Annotated in this window: 15 protein-coding genes; 8 read left to right on the top strand and 7 right to left on the bottom strand. The window is 61.8% G+C overall.

The annotated features are described in order from the left end of the window. Positions 1-74: 74 nt before the first annotated feature. The 5 genes from NUV89_RS10165 to NUV89_RS10145 all read right to left on the bottom strand — a co-directional run bounded on the left by NUV89_RS10165 (position 75) and on the right by NUV89_RS10145 (position 3328). Positions 75-1094, bottom strand: coding sequence for a quinone-dependent dihydroorotate dehydrogenase (locus NUV89_RS10165; RefSeq protein ID WP_124526641.1), 1020 nt, complete (start codon positions 1092-1094; stop codon positions 75-77). 85 nt (positions 1095-1179) lie between these two features. Then, on the bottom strand, positions 1180-1641 hold the full coding sequence (locus tag NUV89_RS10160) for a transglycosylase SLT domain-containing protein (RefSeq protein ID WP_257781173.1): 462 nt from the start codon (positions 1639-1641) through the stop codon (positions 1180-1182). Continuing rightward, complete coding sequence (locus NUV89_RS10155) at positions 1634-2020, bottom strand: winged helix-turn-helix domain-containing protein (RefSeq protein ID WP_257781172.1); 387 nt, start codon at positions 2018-2020, stop codon at positions 1634-1636. The genes NUV89_RS10160 and NUV89_RS10155 overlap by 8 nt, the downstream gene beginning before the upstream one ends. A gap of 165 nt (positions 2021-2185) precedes the next feature. Beyond that, the gene (locus tag NUV89_RS10150) at positions 2186-2401 is read right to left on the bottom strand and encodes a FliM/FliN family flagellar motor switch protein (protein WP_257781171.1); all 216 of its coding nucleotides are present in this window, start codon (positions 2399-2401) and stop codon (positions 2186-2188) included. 15 nt (positions 2402-2416) lie between these two features. Next, positions 2417-3328, bottom strand: coding sequence for a secretin N-terminal domain-containing protein (locus NUV89_RS10145; RefSeq protein WP_257781170.1), 912 nt, complete (start codon positions 3326-3328; stop codon positions 2417-2419). Positions 3329-3599: 271 nt separating this feature from the next. Between NUV89_RS10145 and NUV89_RS10140 the strand changes: the two genes are divergently transcribed. The 8 genes from NUV89_RS10140 to cobA all read left to right on the top strand — a co-directional run bounded on the left by NUV89_RS10140 (position 3600) and on the right by cobA (position 14971). After that, positions 3600-4826 (top strand): CmpA/NrtA family ABC transporter substrate-binding protein, encoded by a 1227-nt coding sequence (locus NUV89_RS10140; RefSeq protein ID WP_257781169.1) that lies wholly within the window; start codon positions 3600-3602, stop codon positions 4824-4826. Positions 4827-4839: 13 nt separating this feature from the next. Beyond that, on the top strand, positions 4840-5415 hold the full coding sequence (locus tag NUV89_RS10135; RefSeq protein ID WP_257781168.1) for an ANTAR domain-containing response regulator: 576 nt from the start codon (positions 4840-4842) through the stop codon (positions 5413-5415). A gap of 211 nt (positions 5416-5626) precedes the next feature. Further along, positions 5627-6838, top strand: coding sequence for a NarK/NasA family nitrate transporter (locus NUV89_RS10130; RefSeq protein WP_257781167.1), 1212 nt, complete (start codon positions 5627-5629; stop codon positions 6836-6838). Then, on the top strand, positions 6838-8508 hold the full coding sequence (locus tag NUV89_RS10125; protein WP_257781166.1) for a bifunctional protein-serine/threonine kinase/phosphatase: 1671 nt from the start codon (positions 6838-6840) through the stop codon (positions 8506-8508). Before NUV89_RS10130 ends, NUV89_RS10125 begins: the two co-directional genes overlap by 1 nt. A gap of 233 nt (positions 8509-8741) precedes the next feature. Then, complete coding sequence (nirB, locus tag NUV89_RS10120; protein WP_257781165.1) at positions 8742-11195, top strand: nitrite reductase large subunit NirB; 2454 nt, start codon at positions 8742-8744, stop codon at positions 11193-11195. Continuing rightward, positions 11192-11509 (top strand): nitrite reductase small subunit NirD, encoded by a 318-nt coding sequence (gene nirD / locus NUV89_RS10115; protein ID WP_017739567.1) that lies wholly within the window; start codon positions 11192-11194, stop codon positions 11507-11509. Before nirB ends, nirD begins: the two co-directional genes overlap by 4 nt. Then, entirely contained in the window at positions 11509-14217 is a 2709-nt protein-coding gene (locus NUV89_RS10110) for a nitrate reductase (protein ID WP_257781164.1), read from the top strand. Before nirD ends, NUV89_RS10110 begins: the two co-directional genes overlap by 1 nt. Positions 14218-14227: 10 nt before the next feature. Continuing rightward, positions 14228-14971 carry a uroporphyrinogen-III C-methyltransferase gene (cobA, locus tag NUV89_RS10105; RefSeq protein WP_257781163.1) on the top strand — a complete coding sequence of 248 codons (744 nt, stop codon included), beginning with the start codon at positions 14228-14230 and terminating at the stop codon, positions 14969-14971. A gap of 60 nt (positions 14972-15031) precedes the next feature. Here the strand turns inward: cobA and NUV89_RS10100 are convergent, their stop codons facing one another. Continuing rightward, positions 15032-16015 carry an OmpA family protein gene (locus NUV89_RS10100; RefSeq protein ID WP_257781162.1) on the bottom strand — a complete coding sequence of 328 codons (984 nt, stop codon included), beginning with the start codon at positions 16013-16015 and terminating at the stop codon, positions 15032-15034. 107 nt (positions 16016-16122) lie between these two features. After that, entirely contained in the window at positions 16123-16713 is a 591-nt protein-coding gene (gene sigX, locus NUV89_RS10095) for an RNA polymerase sigma factor SigX (protein WP_124526653.1), read from the bottom strand. Positions 16714-16770 lie beyond the last annotated feature (57 nt).

Raw genomic sequence — 16770 nt, 5'->3', positions numbered from 1 at the left:
CAGGTATTTCGACTGATGCGCCGCCTTCGCGAGCAAGCCCGCTCCCACACAAGCCCGCTCCCACAGTTAAGGCATCAGCGCAGTGCTGCGATCGCATCCACCGCCTGGCGAATCAACGCCGGACCCTTGTAGATAAAGCCGGAGTACAACTGCACCAGGCTGGCGCCAGCGGCGATTTTCTCGGCGGCGTGCTGGCCTTCGGTGATGCCACCCGCCGCGATGATCGGCAAGCGCCCGGCCAGTTCGGCTGCCAGCACCTTGACGATATGGGTGCTCTGCTCACGCACCGGCGCACCCGACAGGCCGCCCGCTTCGTCGCCATGGGCCAGGCCTTCGACGCCGACGCGGCTGAGGGTGGTGTTGGTCGCGATCACTGCATCCATACCCGAGTCCACTAGGGCCTGAGCCACCAGTACAGTCTCTTCGTCGCTCATGTCCGGGGCAATCTTGATCGCCAACGGCACGCGCTTGCCATGGCGCACGGCCAGGTCTTCCTGGCGCTGGCGCAAGGCTTCGAGCAATTGCTTGAGGGAGTCACCGAACTGCAAGCTGCGCAAGCCCGGGGTGTTGGGCGAGCTGACGTTGACGGTGACGTAGCTGGCGTGGGCGTAGACCTTGTCCAGGCAGATCAGGTAGTCATCCACCGCACGCTCCACCGGCGTATCGAAGTTCTTGCCGATGTTGATGCCGAGGATGCCCTTGTACTTCGCCGCCTGAACCCGCGACAGCAAGTGATCCACGCCCAGGTTGTTGAAGCCCATGCGGTTGATGATCGCTTCAGCTTCCGGCAGGCGGAAGATACGCGGCTTGGGGTTGCCCGGTTGTGGGCGCGGAGTCACGGTGCCGATTTCGACAAAACCGAAACCCAGCTGCGCAAAGCCATCGATGGCCGCACCGTTCTTGTCCAGGCCAGCCGCCAGCCCGACCGGGTTGGGGAAGTCGAGCCCCATCACCGATACCGGCATTTTTGCCGGTGCCTTGCATACCAGGCCATTAAGCCCCAGGCGGCCACCGGCACCGATCAGGTCCAGGGACAGATCGTGGGAGGTTTCCGGGGAAAGTTTGAACAACAGCTGGCGGGCCAGGGTATACATGGGCGGGCTAGACTCGGATGGCGGCGAAAGGTGGCGACGATTATAGCCGGGGTGGCGGGCTGCATGCGAGGCGTGCCGCCAATCGTCATTGGCGATTGGCAACCAGCTCTTCGTAGCGCGCCCAGATCTTCTGCGCGTATTGCAGGCGCAAGGCGTCACGCTTGGGGCCTGCCCCGCCACCGACGTTATAGGAACCGACAGCCGTCCAGTTGTAACCGAAGCGCTGAATGAACTCGGTAAGAATCGACGCTGCCACCTCCACCGAGAGACACGGCTCGCTCAACAACCGTTCTTCCGTAATGCCCAGTTTCAGCAGGCGGGGCAGATGAATGCTGTTGATCTGCATCAAGCCGATATCCCGCGTGCCATTGCGGTTGGCGTTGTTGATGGTCTGCGCGCGGTAACCCGACTCGACAGCAGCGATGGCCTGCAGCAGCTCCGGCTCAAGGTCATAACGGCTGGCCACTTCATCCCAGCAATATGCCAGCGCCGGGCTGCAGCCCATCGACAGGCTCAACAACAGGCCTTTCCCCCAGGTTTTAAACATTGTTGACCTGACCACAAACCGCACACACGTGCGCTACCTGCTTCGCATCAGCACTTCCCGCCTGCACCGGGCAAGTAAACCGATACCCCCTGCCATAGATCGTCTTGATAAAGCCCTTGTCGGCCTTCAAGTGCTTGCGCAACGAGTAAATGCAACGTGTCAGTGACTCCTCGGCCACCTCGCCTCTGGGCCATGCGAGTTCCAGCAAGCGGTCCTTGGTCATCAGCGTGCCACCAGAACCCAGCAGCAACCGCAGCACCTGGCCCTCCTTGGGTGGCAACTGAACGTCTGTCCCTCCACCCGTCAACCGACCATCGCCATGCAAGGTCCAGCGGGCAAAAACAAGAGACGTCGCTGACCCGTCAATCACGACCGCCATACACACCTCTGCATCCAACTACTGACATTCAAATCCTTATTTTCTGTACCGGCTCACCCGCCAACATCACGACTATAGGAAGCAGTCCTACACCTCGCCCTAGGGAAAAACCCATTCACCCAGCGCTTTTCGCAGATGCTCAGTAGGACGATTCTTTATCCGGCCTTACCAAGCGACCCAATCCTGATAAACCTCATGCAGCTCAACCCCCAATCGATCCTCCAATTGCACCAACTCTCCCAAAGCCATCAACTGACCATTGACCCGCACCTCCACACAGCGAATGACTTCAGGTGTCAGCGGCAACACCTTCCCCACTGCAAACGCCGCCAGACGCTTGCGACTGATCAGTTGCTCTTGCAGGAGTATTTCCAGGTGCATGGACAAGCGCCCTATTCATGGAGAAATTTCGCGACCACGTTGCATAAACGCGCGATGCACACGCTCATGCTGCTCCGCCGTCAAGGGTGATGGCCCGGAAGGGGCAGTCAGGGTCTTGGGGTCGTTGTGGTCGGCACCGACCTGCCACAACGAGACCTCGTCCGGCCGGGTGAGTACATCCAGCTCCGCGACCCACTGCTTGATGAGGCTCACCTGGTCGGGCTTGCCCTGGATCAACAGGCTGTTGGTGTCTGGATAGGCAATGAACGTAAGGCTGCCGTCAGCCAGTTGAGCTTTGTGCTCACCGGACATCCGGGCTTCGATCATTGAAGCCATCCCCGGCACGCTGACCGTGTCCGCACCCACTCCAAATTGACGATCAGCCACGTCGACATTGAACACCTGCACCACGCCAACGGCGGGCAACTCCACGCGCGGCCGGGCAGGTGGCCGATCCATCAGTTGCGCCAGGCGCAGCACTTGATCGATATAGCTGGGCGGCCCCGTGACGGAGAACATGCGTTCCGCGCTTTTATGCAAGGGATAACTGGACTCGTCCAACCCCGTACGACGCATCAGGCCCCGCAGCCTGTCGACGGAAATGTGCCGTAGCGCCACCGCCGAGTTCCTCACCTCATCGGCTTCGTAGAGGTACACGACTTGCCCATCGCGATGCCAGATCAGGCCCTCCTGCATGGCCAGTACCTCCAGGACCTGTTGCGGCGCGTCAAAATCAAACAGGCCACTGACGTGCAGGCGAGCGACTTTGCGGCTGAGCACAACCGACACGCCCAGTGGCACCGAGAGCGCGGTAAAAAACCGCTGCAGGTTTTCCTCCTGCGCCCGGTAGGGCTCGCCCCGGGCCACACAGGTGCCCAGCGCCAACGCAGCGCACAACAACCAGCTGCACAGCCGGTGGCGGGTCATCCTTGCAGGGAAAGCACTATTCACCTTGGTTGTTCTCGGCGGCCTGGCATGACAAAGCGGCCATACTGAGAGCCAGCCAGTTTTCAATCTTGACGGAAAACTGACGGCACTCCTCCCCCCCTGCCCATGGCATGTGCATTGCTACACACACTTATCAGAGCCCGCGCCAACGAAGGCACGGGCCTACGGACAAAGGCGTCGTTACCCTGCAATGGCCTCTAGCGCCATCCGAGGGAACGACGCTTTTTTTTGAGAGAAAAGGCAGGTGTTGATGAACGAACCGGCAGATAACCGCCCGGGAAAAGACCCACTGGCGTGGGTCAACGGCAGTGACGCGCCGGAAAAGAGCAGCCTCGACCTGGGCTTCATGGCCCTGAGTGATTGCGCCTCGCTGGTGGTTGCCGCCACCCAGGGCTTCGCCCAACCCTACGGCCTGACACTCAACCTCAAGCGCCAGGCGTCATGGGCCTCCCTGCGCGACAAACTGGTCAGCGGCGAACTGGACGCCGGCCACAGCCTGTACGGGCTGATCTATGCCGTGCACCTGGGCATCGGCGGCGTAGCGCCCACCGACATGGCGGTGCTGATGGGGCTGAACCAGAACGGCCAGAGCATCAACCTGTCTCACCGCCTGCAACAGCAAGGCGTGGTCACTCCTGAGGCACTGGATCGCCACGTGCACCAAAGCCGTACAAAACTGACCTTCGCCCAGACGTTTCCCACCGGCACCCACGCCATGTGGCTGTATTACTGGCTGGCGAGCCAAGGCATCCACCCGCTGCAAGACGTCAACAGCGTGGTGGTGCCGCCGCCGCAAATGGTCGCGCACCTGCAAGCCGGGCGTATCGATGGTTTTTGTGTCGGCGAACCCTGGAGCGCCAGCGCGGTGCAACAAAACCAGGGCTTTACCCTTGCAACCAGCCAGGCGATCTGGCCAGACCACCCGGAGAAAGTCCTCGGTTGCACCCAGGCGTTTGTCGACGAATACCCCAACACCGCCCGCGTGTTGGTAATGGCCATCCTCGAAGCCAGCCGCTTCATCGAACAGAGCCAGGAAAACCGCCGCTCCACCGCCCAACTGCTCAGCGCTCGCGACTACCTCGACGCGCCCCTCGACTGCATCGAGCCACGCCTGCTGGGCGCCTATGACGACGGCCTCGGCAACCGATGGCAAGACCCCCATGCCCTGCGTTTTTTTGCCGATGGCGCGGTGAATCTGCCGTATCTCTCGGACGGCATGTGGTTCATGACCCAGTTCCGGCGCTGGGGCCTGTTGCGCGAAGACCCGGACTACCTCGGAGTTGCCCGCCAGGTGCAGCAATTGACGCTGTATCGCGAAGCCGCCAGCGCGGTTGGCGTCACCCCCATCGCCCAGGACATGCGCAGCAGCCAATTGATCGACGGCAAGCTCTGGGACGGCGCCAACCCCGCCGCCTATGCGCGCAGTTTCCGTCTGCACGCGATGACTGATCCTACCGGCCGCCAGGCCTTGCGCTGACAGGAAGACCGATATGTTGCGAATCCTGTTAATCAATGACACGCCGCGCAAAGTCGGGCGGCTCAAGGCTGCGCTGATCGAGGCCGGGTTCGAGGTGATCGATGAATCCGGCCTGACCATCGACCTGCCCGCGCGCGTCGAAACGGTGCGCCCGGACGTGATCCTGATCGATACCGAGTCACCCGGCCGCGACGTGATGGAACAAGTGGTGCTGGTCAGCCGCGACCAACCCCGGCCCATCGTGATGTTTACCGACGAGCACGACCCGACGGTGATGCGCCAGGCGATCAAGTCCGGCGTCAGCGCCTACATCGTCGAAGGCATCCAGGCCCAACGCCTGCAACCGATCCTCGACGTCGCCATGGCGCGCTTCGAGAGCGACCAGGCCATGCGCGCCCAGTTGCAGGCCCGCGACCAGCAGTTGGCCGAGCGCAAGCGCATCGAACTGGCCAAGGGCATGCTGATGAAAATGAAGGCCTGCAATGAGGAAGAGGCCTACACCCTGATGCGGCGCCAGGCCATGAGCCGCCAGCAGAAACTGATCCAGGTGGCGGAGCAGATTATCGCCATGAGCGAGTTGCTCGGCTGATCTGGCTCAGCTCTTGCTAAAGGATCCCTACAGGTAACCAACGGCGGTTGCCCCTCCACGACAAAGACGTCGCTCATCCGGTTTGCCCCTCGCGAACCCGGTGGCGGCGTTTTTGCGTTTTGGCCCCAGCGCTTGGGGCCGGTGGGGCGGCCTTCGCCGGCGGCTCCATCACCAGGCCTTCTTACAAGACTCCCAACCGTTGAGGTGCGTGATGAAATCAAGCTTCTGGAAATCCGGGCACACCCCGACCCTGTTTGCCGCGTTCCTGTATTTCGATCTGAGCTTCATGGTCTGGTATTTGTTGGGCCCGCTGGCGATCCAGATTGCCGCCGACCTGCACCTGACCACCCAACAACGCGGTTTGATGGTGGCAACACCGATCCTCGCCGGTGCGGTGCTGCGCTTTTTGATGGGCATGCTGGCCGACAAGCTGTCGCCCAAGACCGCCGGGCTGATCGGCCAGGTGATCGTGATCGCCGCCTTGTTCGGCGCCTGGAAACTCGGGATTCACAGCTACGAACAAGCCTTGCTGCTGGGGGTGTTCCTTGGCATGGCTGGCGCGTCGTTTGCGGTCGCCTTGCCACTGGCGTCCCAGTGGTACCCCGCCGAACACCAGGGTAAAGCCATGGGCATCGCCGGTGCGGGCAACTCCGGCACCGTGTTTGCGGCATTGCTGGCGCCGGTGCTGGCCGCTGCGTTTGGCTGGAGCAATGTGTTCGGTTTTGCCCTGATCCCCTTGATCCTCACCCTGATCGTCTTCGCCTGGCTCGCGCGCAACGCCCCGGAACGGCCGAAAGCCAAGGCCATGGCCGACTACTTCAAGGCCCTGGGCGACCGCGACAGTTGGTGGTTCATGTTCTTCTATAGCGTGACCTTCGGCGGTTTTATCGGCTTGGCCAGCGCCCTGCCCGGCTATTTCAATGACCAGTACGGCCTGAGCCCGGTGACGGCCGGCTATTACACCGCCGCCTGTGTGTTCGGTGGCAGCCTGATGCGCCCATTGGGCGGCGCCCTGGCCGATCGTTTCGGCGGGATTCGCACCCTGCTCGGCATGTACGGCGTGGCGGCGGTCTGCATTGCCGCGGTGGGCTTCAACCTGCCGAGTTCCTACGCGGCCCTGGCGCTTTTCGTCTGCACCATGCTCGGCCTCGGCGCAGGCAATGGCGCAGTATTCCAATTGGTGCCGCAACGTTTCCGTCGTGAAATCGGCGTGATGACGGGCTTGATCGGCATGGCCGGTGGGATCGGCGGCTTTGCCCTCGCGGCGGGCATGGGCGCGATCAAACAGAGCACCGGCAGCTATCAATTGGCCCTGTGGCTGTTCGCCAGCCTCGGCGTGCTGGCCTGGTTTGGCCTGCACGGTGTGAAACGTCGCTGGCGCACCACCTGGGGCTCGGCCGCCGTGACGGCCGCGCGCGTCTGATGAGCCTGCGACTGAGCATCGCCCAGGCCAGCGCCATCGGCCCAAGGCCGGAAAACCAGGACGCGCTGCGGGTGGTCACGCCCGTGGCCGAACTGGCTGCGAGCAAAGGCTACCTGTGCGCGCTGGCCGACGGCGTGAGCCAATGCGCCGACGGCGGCCTGGCCGCCCGTTCGACCTTGCAGGCGCTGGCCCTCGACTACTACGCCACGCCGCAGACCTGGGGCGTGGCCCAGGCGCTGGAACGCTTGCTGCTCGCGCAGAATCGCTGGCTGCAAGCCAATGGCGGCGGCCAGCCACTGCTGACCACCCTCAGCGCCCTGGTGTTTCGCGGCCAGCGCTTCACCCTGGCCCATGTCGGCGATTGCCGGGTGTATCGCTGGCTGGAGGGCGAACTGCAGCGCATCAGCGAAGAGCATGTGTGGGAGCAACCGGGCATGCAGCATGTGCTCAAGCGCGCCCTCGGCCTGGATCAACACCTGGTGCTGGATTTTCTCGACGGCCAACTGCGTGAAGGCGAGTGCTTCCTGCTGGTCAGCGACGGCGTGTGGGCCACCTTGGGCGACAACAGCATCAGTACGATCCTGCGTGAGCAAAGCGACCTCGACCTGGCGGTCAACACCTTGGTCAATGCCGCGCACCTGGCCGGCAGCCAGGACAACGCCAGCGCCTTGCTGGTGCGTATCGACACACTCGGCGCCGCAACCCTCGGTGATGCACTGGTGCAGTTGCAGCAATGGCCGCTGCCGCCGCCCTTGAAAGCCGGGCAATCCTTCGAAGGCTGGCAGGTGGAAGGCCTACTGGCACACAGCCGACAGTCATTGCTGTATCGCGTACGCGATGCCCAGCAGCAGCCTTGGCTGTTGAAAACCCTGCCCCTCAACCGCGACGACGACAGCGATGCCGGGCAAGCCTTGCTGTCGGAGGAATGGTTTCTGCGCCGCGTCGCCGGGCGCGCGTTTCCTGAAGTCCACGCCGCCAGCGCACGTCAGCATCTGTACTACGTGATGCGTGAATATTCGGGGCAAACCCTGGCGCAACTGTTCCAGCAACAAGGCCCATTGCCCCTGGCGCAATGGCAGTCCATCGCCGAGCGATTGCTGCGGGCGGTTGGCCTGCTGCATCGGCGGCAGATCCTGCACCGCGATATAAAACCGGAGAACCTGCTGTTGGGGGACGACGGCGAATTGCGCGTGCTGGATTTCGGCCTGGCATACTGCCCGGGGCTCTCGGAAGACCGCGCCCACTTGTTGCCCGGCACCCCAAGTTTTATCGCCCCCGAGGCCTTCAGTGGTGAACGTCCTACGGCCCAACAGGATTTGTACAGCGTCGGCGTGACGCTGTATTACCTGCTGACCGGGCACTATCCCTACGGAGAAATCGAAGCATTCCAACGGCCGCGCTTCACCGTGGCGGTCAGCGCCAGCCGCTACCGTCCCGACCTGCCCGAGTGGCTGCCCTTGAGCCTGGAACGGGCAGTGGCCGCTCAACCCGCGCAACGCTATGAAACCGCAGAAGAGTGGTTGCGAGTCTTGGAGCAGGCCGACCGCCGTGAACTCAGCGTGCGCCCAAGGCCGCTGCTGGAGCGCGAGCCGCTCAAGGTCTGGCAAACCCTGGCGGTCGTGTCTTTGCTGCTCAATCTGGTGCTGCTGTACTGGCTGTTGCACCACTAGAGGGCGAAAAACCATGCAGTATCGCGTGCAACCCCAATAAATCCGGGCATCTGTCAACTTGGCACAACCGCTGCATTAGCCCTTCCAACACCACACATATAGCCGCCCCTTCAACGACGAAGGGCCGTGCTTCCCGAGAGAACGGGACCAGGACAAAGGCGTCCTCGCTAGCTAACTAGCGGGGACGCCTTTTTTGTTTGCGCGTGATTTGTCGAGCCATTGCGGAGAACGACATGAAAAAACTCAAATTAGTGATGATCGGCAACGGCATGGCCGGGGTTCGCACCCTTGAAGAATTGCTCAAGCTGAGCAGCGACCTGTACGACATCACCGTGTTCGGCGCCGAGCCCCACACCAACTACAACCGTATCCTGCTGTCGCCGGTGCTGGCCGGTGAACAGACCTTCGAAGAGATCGTGCTCAATGACCTCAGTTGGTACCTGGATAACCACATCAAGCTGCTGCTCAACCGCAAAGTGGTGCAGATCGACCGCGTCAAACGCATCGTCATCGCCGAAGACGGCAGCGAAGCCGAATACGATCGCCTGCTGATCGCCACCGGCTCCACGCCGTTTATCCTGCCGATTCCCGGCAATACCTTGCAGGGCGTGATCGGTTACCGCGACATCGCCGACACCCAGGTCATGATCGACACCGCCAAGACCCACACGCATGCGGTGGTCATCGGCGGCGGCCTGCTCGGCCTGGAAGCCGCCAACGGCCTGATGCTGCGCGGCATGCACGTAACCGTGGTGCATATCGGCGAGTGGCTGCTGGAGCGGCAACTGGACAAGACCAGCGGCCAACTGCTGCAAACCGAGCTGGAAAGCCGTGGCCTGGTGTTTCGCCTGTGCGAACAAACCCAGGCGCTGCATGACGCCGGCAATGGCCGCGTCGGCTCGGTGCAATTCAAGAACGGCGACATCATCCCCGCCGACCTGGTGGTGATGGCCGCCGGCATCCGGCCCAACACTGAACTCGCGGAAAAATCCGGCATCCCGTGCAACCGTGGGATTCTGGTCAACGACACCCTGCAAACCTACGACCCGCGCATCTATGCGATCGGCGAATGCGCCAACCATCGCGGGATCGCCTACGGCTTGGTGGCGCCACTGTTCGAACAGGCCAAGGTCTGCGCCAATCACCTGGCCCAGCTGGGTTTTGCTACCTACAAGGGCTCAGTGACCTCAACCAAATTGAAGGTCACCGGGATCGACCTGTTCTCCGCCGGCGACTTCATGGGCGGCGAAGGCACCGAGACCATCACCCTCTCCGACCCGATTGGCGGCGTGTACAAGAAGCTGGTGATAAAGGACGACATCCTGGTCGGCGCCTGCCTGTACGGCGATACCGCCGACGGTGGCTGGTATTTCCGCCAGATCCGTGAGAACCACGCCATCGGCGAGATCCGCGACCACCTGATGTTCGGCGAAAACGCCTTGGGTGACGTAGGCCATCAAGGCCAGGACAAGGCCATGAGCATGGCCGACAACGCCGAGGTCTGCGGCTGCAATGGTGTGTGCAAGGGCACCATCGTCAAGGCGATCCAGGAGCAGGGGCTGTTCAGTGTCGATGAGGTGAAAAAGCACACCAAGGCGGCCAGCTCTTGCGGCTCCTGCGCTGGCTTGGTGGAACAGATCCTGATCAACACCGTCGGCGGCGCGGCCGACGTCAAACCAAAAAGCGAAAAAGCCATCTGCGGTTGCAGCGACCTCAACCACGGGCAGATCCGCCAGGCCATCCGCGACCAACACCTGCTGACCATCGCCGGCACCATGAGCTACCTCAATTGGCGCACGCCCAATGGCTGCGCCACCTGCCGCCCGGCGCTGAACTACTACCTGATTTCCACCTGGCCCGGCGAAGCCAAGGACGACCCGCAATCGCGCCTTATCAACGAACGGGCCCACGCCAATATTCAGAAAGACGGCACCTACTCCGTAGTCCCACGGATGTGGGGCGGTGTGACCAATCCCTCGGAGCTGCGCCGCATTGCCGACGTGGCCGACAAGTACAACGTGCCCATGGTCAAGGTCACCGGCGGTCAGCGCATCGACTTGCTGGGGATCAAGAAACAGGACTTGCCAGGGGTGTGGAAAGACCTCGACATGCCGTCCGGCCACGCCTACGGCAAATCCATCCGCACCGTAAAAACCTGCGTGGGCAGCGAGTTCTGCCGTTTCGGCACGCAGAATTCCACGCAACTGGGCATCGAGCTGGAGCATGACCTGTTCAATATGTGGTCGCCGCACAAGGTCAAGCTGGCGGTGTCCGGTTGCCCACGCAATTGCTCGGAAGCCGGGATCAAGGACGTGGGAATCATCGGCGTCGACTCCGGCTGGGAGATGTACATCGGTGGCAACGGCGGGATCAAGACCGAAGTCGCGGAGTTCTTCGTCAAGCTGAAAACCGCCGAAGAAGTACGCGAATACAACGGCGCCTTCCTACAGCTGTACCGCGAAGAAGCCTTCTACCTTGAGCGCACCGTGCACTACCTGCAACGGGTCGGCATGGAGCACATCAAGAAAGCCGTACTGGAAGACCCTGCCCGCCGCCAGGCCCTCAACGAGCGCCTGCAATTCTCCCTGTCGTTCGAACAAGACCCATGGAAAGAGCGCCTGGAACAGCCGCTGCTGAAAAAGGAATTCGATGTGATCCCCGTCAAACAGCTGGAGGTGCCGGCATGAACTGGCTGAATATCTGCGCCCTCGACGAGATCAATGTGCTGGGCTCGCGCATCATCCAGGGCCCCAAGGGCGATATCGCGATTTTTCGTACCAGTGACGACGAAGTCTTCGCCCTCGACGACCGCTGCCCACACAAGGGCGGCCCGTTGTCCCAAGGTTTGATCTACGGCAAGCGCGTGGCCTGCCCGCTGCACAACTGGCAGATCGACCTGGCGTCCGGCGAAGCCCAGGCGCCCGACATCGGTTGCGCCCACCATCACCCGGCCCGCGTGGAAAACGGCCGGGTGCTGCTGGCCCTGCGGGACGCCGTGTGATGAACCGCCAGACCACCGCGTCCACCTGCTGCTATTGCGGCGTGGGTTGCGGCGTGCTGATCGAGCATGACGGTGCGCAGATCCTCGGGGTGACGGGCGACCCGGACCACCCGGCCAACTTCGGCAAATTGTGCAGCAAGGGTTCCAGCCTGCACCTGACCGGCGACCTCTCCGCCCGCGCCTTGTACCCAGAGCTGCGCCTGGGCAAAGGCATGGCCCGGGCGCGCACCGACTGGGACACGGCCCTGGATCACGCGGCAAACGTGTTTGCCGACACCATCGCCGAACACGGGCCGGACAGCGTGGCCTTCTACATCTCCGGGCAACTGCTGACCGAGGACTACTACAGCTTCAACAAGCTCGCCCGCGCCTTGGTGGGCACCAACAATATCGACAGCAACTCACGGCTGTGCATGTCTTCGGCGGTGGTCGGCTACAAACGCAGCCTGGGGGCCGATGCGCCGCCATGCAGCTATGAAGACCTGGAAAGCAGTGACTGCGTGATGATCGTCGGCAGCAATATGGCCTACGCCCATCCGGTACTGTTCCGACGCTTGGAGGCAGCCAAGGCGCGCCGCCCGCAGATGAAAGTGGTGGTGATCGATCCGAGGCGTACAGACACCTGCGATTTGGCTGACCTGCACCTGGCGATTCTGCCGGGCACGGATGTGGCGTTGTTCCATGGGATTTTGCATCTGCTGCTGTGGGAAGACTGGATCGACCGCGACTTTATCCAAGCCCATACCGACGGCTTGGCCGAGCTGAAACGCCTGGTCCATGACTACACGCCGCAGATGGTCACGCAGCTGTGCGGGATCAGCGTCGAGCAACTGCGCGTGTGCGCAGAGTGGGTGGGCACCTCCAACAGTTTCCTGTCGCTGTGGTGCATGGGCCTTAACCAATCCACCGCCGGCAGCGCGAAAAACAGCGCGCTGATCAATCTGCACCTGGCCACCGGGACTATTGGACGGCCGGGTTGTGGCCCGTTTTCCCTGACGGGTCAGCCAAATGCCATGGGCGGGCGCGAAACCGGTAGCTTGTCGAACCTGCTGCCGGGGCACCGGGAGGCGGCGAACCCTGCACACCGCGCAGAGGTCGCGGCGTACTGGGGCGTGGCGTCGTTGCCCGCAAGCGTTGGGCTGAGCGCTGTCGAACTGTTCGAGCAGATGCAGGCGGGCAAGATCAAGGCCGTGTGGATTGCCTGCACCAACCCGGCCCAATCGCTGCCGGACCAGAACGCCGTGCGCGCGGCCTTGGCGACCTGCCCTTTTGTGGTGTTGCAGGAAGCCTTTCACACCACTGAAACGGCGGCCTATGCCGACCTGTTGCTGCCCGCCGCCAGTTGGGGGGAGAAAGAAGGCACGGTGACCAACTCCGAGCGGCGTATTTCCCACGTCCGCCGCGCCATCGTCCCACCGGGGGAAGCGCGGCCGGATTGGGCAATTACCGTGGATTTCGCACAGCGCCTGGAGCGTCGTTTACGCCCGGGGCAGGACAGCCTGTTTGCCTTCGCGCAGCCAGCGCAGATTTTTGAGGAGTACAAACAGCTGACCTGCGGGCGCGATCTCGACCTGTCGGGCATCAGCCACGCCTTGCTCGACAAGATCGGCCCACAACAATGGCCGTTTCCTACAGGCGCACAGGCTGGCACGCCACGCTTGTACACCGATGGCCACTTCCCCACCGCCAGCGGGCGTGCGCAGTTTGTCGCCGACCCGTACCGCGCAGCCAAGGAACAGCGTGACGCACGCTTCCCCCTGACCCTGATCACCGGCCGCCTGCGTGACCAGTGGCATGGCATGAGCCGCACCGGCACCGCCGCGCAGCTCTTCGGACACGTCAGCGAGGCCTTGTTGAGCCTGCATCCAGACGAAATGCGCCGCCATCGCGTGAAAGACGGTGATCTGGTCAACCTCAAAAGCCGTCGCGGCCAAGTGATCGTCGCGGTCAGCGCTGACGACAGCGTGCGCCCTGGCCAGGCATTCCTGCCGATGCATTGGGGGGATCGTTTTCTCAAGGGCGGCGTGAATGCCCTCACCCAGCCGGCGTTCGATCCGCTGTCGAAACAGCCAGAGCTCAAGCACAGCGGTGTGCGCCTGGAGGCGGTGAGCCTGCCGTGGCAGCTGTTCGCCTTGATCGAGGGCGATGTGCAGCAACACTTTGCCGCCTTGCGCCCGCTGTGCGAGGGCTTTGCCTACGTCAGCCTGAGCCTGGCCGGACGCGAACGCCCGGCCCTGCTGTTGCGTGCAGCGCACAGCGAAGCCCCCGACTTGCAGCTGCTGACACGTATCGACCAATTGCTTGGCCTCAACGACGGCCCGGTGATGGCCTATGACGACCCGCGTCGTTCCATTGGCAAGCGCGTGAAAATCGACAAAGGCCGCATCACCGCGTTGCGCCTGGCAGGGGAAACCCTCGCGCGTCACTGGCTGCAAAGCCTGTGGCTGGAGGGGCGTACCGACGATCAACTGCGGCGCTGGCTGTTGGCGCCGCTCAGCGCACCGCCGGGGGGCGCGGCGGCCAGCAACAAGGTGTTGTGCAACTGCAAGAACGTCAGCGAGAACGCCGTGTGCGCGGGCATAACCCGTGGCCTGGACCTGGACGGGCTCAAGCGGGAGCTGGGTTGCGGCACGCAATGCGGCTCCTGTGTACCGGAAATCAAACGTCTATTGGCCAGCCATCCGCAGCCAATCGCAATCAGTGTGTGAGGGAGAGAACATGAGCGCAAAAGTCTGGCTGGTGGGTGCAGGGCCCGGCGATCCGGAGTTGCTGACCCTCAAGGCGGTACGGGCGATGAATGAAGCCGATGTGGTGTTGATTGATGATCTGGTCAACCCAGTGGTGCTGGAACACTGTGCCGCTGCACGGGTGATTACGGTCGGTAAGCGTGGCGGTTGTCGCTCGACACCGCAGGATTTTATCCACCGCCTGATGCTGCGCTACGCGCGCCAGGGTAAGTGTGTGGTGCGGCTCAAGGGCGGCGATCCGTGCATATTCGGGCGGGGTGGCGAAGAGGCGATGTGGTTGCGTGAGCGTGGGGTCGAGGTGGAGTTGGTCAACGGCATCACCGCCGGCCTGGCGGGGGCGACGAATTGCTCGGTGCCCCTCACCTTGCGCGGTGTCAGCCGGGGCGTGACGCTGGTGACGGCGCATACCCAGGACGACAGCAGCCTGAATTGGCGGGCGCTGGCCGAGGGCGGGACGACGTTGGTGGTGTACATGGGCGTGGCGAAGCTGGAGGAAATTCGCGAGCAATTGCTGGAGGGCGGCATGGCGGCGGATATGCCAGTGGCGATGATTGAAAATGCCTCGTTGCCCCAGCAGCGCGAGTGTCGCAGCACGCTGTTGCGGATGCAGGAGGACGCTCGGGGGTTCGCCTTGAAAAGCCCGGCCATTCTGGTCATCGGCAGGGTTGCCGCCGTCGGGCAAGCCGCCGATGTTGCCGCCGCGGCCAGCGCCTGAAGCAAATTGCAGGCGAAAAAAAGCCCGGCCTAAGCCGGGCTTTTTTCTACCACTCAGTAATTACTGAGCTTGGGCTTCAACCGACGCTTCTACGCGACGGTTAACAGCACGACCAGCTTCAGTTGCGTTGTCAGCAACTGGGCGGGATTCGCCGTAACCTACGGAGGTTACGCGGTTAGCAGCGATGCCATCGGCGTTGACCAGGCGTTGCTTAACAGCGTCAGCACGACGCTGGGACAGCTTCTGGTTGTAAGCGTCTGGACCTACGGAGTCAGTGTGGCCAGCAACTTCTACGTTGGTAGCTGGGTACTGCTTCATGAACTGAGCCAGGTTATCGATATCGGCGTAGCTGTTAGGCTTGACTACGGATTTGTCGAAGTCGAACTTAACGTCCAGCTCAACACGAACAACCTGAGCAACTGGAGCTTCTGGCTCTGGAGTTGGCTCTGGAGCTGGTGCAGGGGTAGGAGCTGGAGCAGCTGCGCCAGCGTTACCGCCGAAGTTTACGCCCAGGCCGACCAGTGCGGAGTAGTCCCACTTGCCGTTGTCCAGACCGTAGTCAGCTTCAACACCGGCACGAGCGTACAGGTTGTTGGTGAAGTAGTACTTCACGCCAGTACCAACGGTAGCGAAGGTAGTTTGATCGCGACCGCTGTGGCCGTCAGCTTTGACGTTGCCACGGCTCTGGTGACCGAAACCACCTTCAACGTATGGACGCAGGCTGTCTACGCCAGCTTGACCGAAGTGATACTGGGCAACCAGGCTGCCGGTATCGCCTTTGATCTTCTGGTTACCAGTACCGTCGTTCGAACGGGTGTGGTTGGTCTTGTCGTAGGACAGGTTCAAGGACAGGTCGTCGGTCAGGAAGTAACCGATGCGAGCGCCAGGATTGAAGCCGTCTTCGATGTGCTTGACGCTATCGTTGTACTGCTTCTTGTAGAACAGCTCGCCTTCAACTGCGCCTTGGCCTTGTGCCAGAACGCCGAAAGAAGTAGCGGCAATAAGAGAACCAATGGCCAAGCCCAAGGTGTTTTTCAGTTTCATCCGTTAAATCCCCATCTGGTGATTGTAAAGCAGTCCCACAAACCGGGGGACAACTCGGCGACAAGTCTAACAGAACTTGCCTACACGTAAGAGATATTTGCCACGCACTAAGTTTCAGTCTCGCCCGCAAATTTCTCACGTAATTTATCTAGAGCACGTTTGTAACGCATTTTTGTAGCACTCAAACCCATGTGCATGATGTCAGCGATTTCCTGAAATTCCAGTTCTGCGACAAATCGTAGCACCAGGATTTCGCGGTCAATCGGGTTCACATACACCAACCAGCGATCGAGTCCAGCCTTGTCCTCGGGTGCCGGCGTCTTTTCTTCAGACGCCTCCTCAAGGGGGTCCAGACTCAAGGCGTCCATCAAGCGACGCTTGCGCCGTTCCTTACGATACTGCGTGATGCACTCGTTGTACGTGATGCTATATAGCCATGTCTTGAACTTCGATTTGCCCTCGAAGTTCTTCAAGCCATACAGCACCTTGAGCATCACTTCCTGACAGACATCATCCGCATCTCTATCGTTCCCTAAATACCTTGAACAAACGTTGAACAGAGTGCGTTGATACCTGCGCATCAATTCTTCGTACGCGCGAGTTACGTGAAACAGCTCCGTGTGCGAGCGCGCGACCAACTCCTCATCAGAGAGCTCACGGGGGTCATAGCGCGTGGACAGCGTTTGGGCTTTATTCAAAACAAGTCGTGCCGACAGTCAGGTCAATGTCCGCTACAGCCCGGTCAGCCGGGTTTG

The organism is Pseudomonas sp. 18.1.10 (genome assembly GCF_024655625.1).
Taxonomy (GTDB): domain Bacteria; phylum Pseudomonadota; class Gammaproteobacteria; order Pseudomonadales; family Pseudomonadaceae; genus Aquipseudomonas.
This window is presented reverse-complemented; position numbering and strand designations above follow the sequence as displayed.